This is a genomic window from Micromonospora sp. NPDC049580 (genome assembly GCF_040675595.1).
Classification (GTDB): domain Bacteria; phylum Actinomycetota; class Actinomycetes; order Mycobacteriales; family Micromonosporaceae; genus Micromonospora.
In genome coordinates this window covers 1-3,824 of sequence record NZ_JBFAPG010000556.1, presented here as the reverse complement: position 1 = coordinate 3,824, position 3,824 = coordinate 1, and the positions used below count along the sequence as shown (strand labels likewise).

Annotated in this window: 5 protein-coding genes; 2 read left to right on the top strand and 3 right to left on the bottom strand. The window is 74.1% G+C overall.

The annotated features are described in order from the left end of the window. Positions 1-91 precede the first annotated feature (91 nt). From AB0J68_RS28955 to AB0J68_RS28945, 3 genes are read right to left on the bottom strand one after another with little or no spacing between them, the layout of a single operon-like run. Positions 92-1,042 (bottom strand): VWA domain-containing protein, encoded by a 951-nt coding sequence (locus AB0J68_RS28955; RefSeq protein WP_354861695.1) that lies wholly within the window; start codon positions 1,040-1,042, stop codon positions 92-94. Further along, complete coding sequence (locus AB0J68_RS28950) at positions 1,039-2,034, bottom strand: DUF58 domain-containing protein (protein WP_355067175.1); 996 nt, start codon at positions 2,032-2,034, stop codon at positions 1,039-1,041. Before AB0J68_RS28950 ends, AB0J68_RS28955 begins: the two co-directional genes overlap by 4 nt. Next, complete coding sequence (locus AB0J68_RS28945; protein ID WP_354861694.1) at positions 2,013-3,119, bottom strand: MoxR family ATPase; 1,107 nt, start codon at positions 3,117-3,119, stop codon at positions 2,013-2,015. The genes AB0J68_RS28950 and AB0J68_RS28945 overlap by 22 nt, the downstream gene beginning before the upstream one ends. A 240-nt stretch (positions 3,120-3,359) precedes the next feature. Here AB0J68_RS28945 and AB0J68_RS28940 point away from each other — a divergent pair, with 240 nt between their 5' ends. Together AB0J68_RS28940 and AB0J68_RS28935 are read left to right on the top strand one after the other, a co-directional pair. Further along, positions 3,360-3,590, top strand: a complete 231-nt coding sequence (locus AB0J68_RS28940) for a hypothetical protein (protein ID WP_363941662.1) — start codon at positions 3,360-3,362, stop codon at positions 3,588-3,590. Next, a complete protein-coding gene (locus AB0J68_RS28935) occupies positions 3,587-3,721 on the top strand; it encodes a hypothetical protein (protein WP_354861690.1) in 135 nt (44 codons plus the stop codon). The genes AB0J68_RS28940 and AB0J68_RS28935 overlap by 4 nt, the downstream gene beginning before the upstream one ends. Positions 3,722-3,824 lie beyond the last annotated feature (103 nt).

Below are 3,824 nucleotides of genomic sequence, written 5' to 3'. Positions count from 1 at the left end.
CGGCGGCGGTCACTGACCACCGCCGGCCCGTTCTCTTTGCTGGCCGTTCGCTGCCTGTCTCTTCCCTGGCCGTCCGCTGCCCTGGCCGCCCTCAGAGCATCCGCGACGACCAGAGCAGGCTGAGCGCGCCGGCGCAGAGCGCCAGCAGCAGCGCCAACCCCGCGTACCACTGGGTCACCTCGCGCGGCTCGGTGCGGAACCCGATCGAGCTGCCCATGTCCTGGTAGACCTGCTTCAGCTCGCTCACCGAGGCCGCCTCGTAGAAGTAGCCCTCGGTGGTCTCGGCCAGCTCCGCGAGGGCGAGCCGGTCCACCGGCACCCGCTGGAGCTGCCCACCGATGTCGACCTGACCGGTGTCGGTGCCGAACGCGATGGTGGAGACCGGCACGTTGGCCGCCTGCGCGGCAGCCGCCGCCTCCTCCACCGACCGGCCGGAGGTGCGGAACCCGTCCGACAGCAGCACGATCCGCGCCGGTGGGATACCCGCCGCGCCGTCGGCCGGCACCGACCGGATCGCCTCCAGGCAGGTGAACACCGCCTCGCCCGTCGCGGTCGCCTCGGCCAGCACCAGCCCGTCGATCGCGGCGGTCACCGCGTCCCGGTCCTTGCCCGGCGGCACGAGCACGTTGGCCGCCTTGGCGAACGAGACGAGACCCAGGTTGTAGCTCTCCGGTAGCTCGCCCACGAACTGCTTGGCCGCCTCCTGCGCGGCCTCCAGCCGGTTCGGCGCCACGTCGTCGGCCTGCATGGACAGCGACACGTCGATGGCGAGCATCACCGTGGCCCGCTCCAGCGGCTCCTTGGTGTCCACCGCCGGACGGGCCAGCGCCGTGGCGAGCACCAGCAGGCAGAGCAGGAACGCGGTCGCCGGCACGTGCCGCCGCCAGCCCAGACCCTTCGGCGCGACGGTCCGCAGCAGGTCCACGTTGGTGAACCGCATCGCGTACGCCCGGCGGTGCAGCTGCCGCCAGATGTAGAACGCGGCGAGGGCGAGCACCGGCAGCACGGCCAGCAGCCACCACGGTTGCAGAAAACGGATCATCGTGTCGTCCCCCGGGTGCGGGCGTGCCGCTGCGCGGCCACGAAACGCACCATGTCCAGCAGCCAGTCTCGGTCGGTACGCAGACGCAGGTGGGCCGCGCCGGCGCCACGCAGCGCGGCGGCGATCGTGGCCCGTTGGGCGGCGGCGGCCTCGGCGTAGCGCTGCCGCAGCCGCGGGTCGGCGGTCTGCACCTCGTGCAGCTCACCGCTCTCCGGGTCGACCACCGGCAGCACCCCCACGTCGGGCAACTCCAGCTCGCGCGGGTCCACCACCTCGATCGCCAGCACGTCGTGCCGGACGCGCAGCTTGCGCATCGGCCGGGCCCACTGCTCGGTCGGCGCCAGGAAGTCCGAGACCACCACGGCCACCCCGCGCCGCCGGGGCGGGCGGTTGAGCATGTCGACCAGCGCGCCCAGATCGCCCCGGCCGGGCTGGATCGCGGTGCCGGCGACGGCCCGCAGCAGGCCCTGCGCCTCCTTGCGGCCGGAGCGGGCCGGCAGTCGGGTGAGCACCCCCGGCCCGACCGGCGGCGGGCCACCGCGCCACCGTCGCGCCGGTGCGGACGCGCCGCCACCGGTGCCGATCACCGCGCCGATCCGGTTGCCGCCGCGCACGGTCAGATGGGTGATGGCGGCAGCGGCGGCCACCACCACCTCCCGCTTGAGCCACTGCCCGGTGCCGAAGTCCAGGCTGGCCGAGAGGTCCAGGGCCAGCCACGTCTCCAACTCCCGGTCCGCGACCGTGCGCCGCACGTGCGGGGTCGTGGTACGCGCGGTCACCGGCCAGTCCATCCGGCGTACGTCGTCACCGGGGCGGTACTCCCGCGACTCGCCCGCCTCGCTGCCCGGCCCCGGGAGCAGGCCAGCGTAGTCACCCTGGAGCAGACCATCGAGCTTGCGGGTGACCAGCAACTGGAGTCGGGACAGCACGGCCTCGCTGCGGTCGGGGGCGGGACGAGGGGTGGGTGAGGTCACGGCCGCTGCCCGGGCCAGCCGGCGCCCGGCGGCGGGGTACTCGGCGGCGGGGTGGCCTGCTGTCGGGGCGCGACGGCCGGGAGCGGGATGGTCGACATCACCCGGTGCACGATGTGGTCGGCCGGCACGTCGTCGGCGAGCGCGTCGTAGCTGAGCACCAGCCGGTGGCGCAGGATGTCCGGGGCGATGTCCTGCACGTCCTGCGGCAGGGCGTAGTCGCGCCCGCGCAGCAGCGCCAGCGCGCGGGTGGCCCGGACCAGACCGAGCGAGGCGCGCGGGCTGGCCCCGTACTGGATCAGCTGGGCGACGTCCGGCATGCCGTGCTCGGCGGGTGCGCGGGTGGCCAGCACCAGGCGCACCGCGTAGTCGACCAGCGCGTTGTGCACGAAGACCTGGTCGGCCTTGCGTTGCAGGGCGATCAGCTCGGGGGTGTCGAAGACCGCCGTCGGCTCCGGGGCGGTCACGCCCATCCGGTAGACGATCTCCCGCTCCTCGGCGTCGGTCGGGTAGCCCACGACGATCTTCATGAGGAACCGGTCCCGCTGCGCCTCCGGCAGCGGGTAGACGCCCTCCTGCTCGATCGGGTTCTGGGTGGCCATCACCAGGAACGGATCGGGCACCCGGTGGCTCTCCCCGCCGATCGACACCTGGCGCTCGCTCATGACCTCCAGCAGCGCCGACTGCACCTTGGCCGGAGCGCGGTTGATCTCGTCGGCGAGCAGGAAGTTGACGAAGACCGGGCCCAGCTCGACGTCGAACTTCTCGCTCGACTGCCGGTAGATCCGGGTGCCCATGATGTCGGCCGGCACCAGGTCCGGGGTGAACTGCACCCGGGCGAAGGACCCGCCGACGACCTTGGCGAGGGTCTCCACGGCCAGGGTCTTGGCCACGCCGGGCACGCCTTCGAGCAGGCAGTGACCCCGGGCGAGCAGCGCGACGAACATCCGCTCGACCATCCGGTCCTGCCCGACGATCACCCGTTTGATCTCGAAGAGCGCCTTCTCCAGCAGGCTGGCGTCCTGCGCGGGTGTGGTCACCGGTGCGGGTGTGTCCGGTGCCGTCCCGTTCGGCGTCGGGGCGTCGGGCGTGGTCGGCTGGGCCACCGGTCCTCCACAGCGTTGGTCGGTCGTCGCGGCTGGTGCGGTATCAAGCCTCGCACGCCTTCCTGAGTGCCGAGGTGGGGAGAAGCCGATTTTCGCCGCGGGCGTCCAATGCCCGAATCGCGTGTCACGGGTGGACAGGGACCGGCCCGCCGTGTGTACGATTCACCCCGTCGCCGGGCGGCTCCCCCCGTGGCCGCCCGGCGCTCAAGCTTTCCGTCCGGCCGCCCTAGACTGGCCCGGATGAGCCTCCCCTCCCCTGCCGACGAGCCCCTGGTCTGCTCGGCCCGGGGCTGCCGCGGCCCCGCCGTCTGGGCGCTGGAGTGGAACAATCCGCGCCTGCACACCGCCGATCGGCGCAAGACCTGGCTGGCCTGCGCCGAGCACCGCGGCAGTCTCGGCGAATTCCTGAACGTTCGCGGCTTCCTTCGTGCCGTCACTCCGGTGCCCGGATCGCCTACCCTCGACACGTGAGCGAGCGCAGCGAGCGACCGATGAGGCACGGCAGCGGGGCGCTCCGCGCCGCCGACGGGCAGGGCGAGGCGGCGGCACACGGCGCACGGATCGTGCGGCGTCGCGGCGTGCGGAACGGCGCCCGCCGGTGAGCGCGGAGGACCGCGTCGACCCCCCCCCCCCCCCCCCCCCCCCCCCCCCCGCCCCCCCCCCCCCCCCCCCCCGCCCCCCCCCCCCCCCCCCCCCCCCCCCCGC

Bases quoted from the DNA above. Each gene is read 5' to 3' on its own strand.
- AB0J68_RS28940 (WP_363941662.1), top strand. From the start codon at position 3,360: ATGAGCCTCCCCTCCCCTGCCGACGAGCCCCTGGTCTGCTCGGCCCGG.
- AB0J68_RS28955 (WP_354861695.1), bottom strand. From the start codon at position 1,042: ATGATCCGTTTTCTGCAACCGTGGTGGCTGCTGGCCGTGCTGCCGGTG.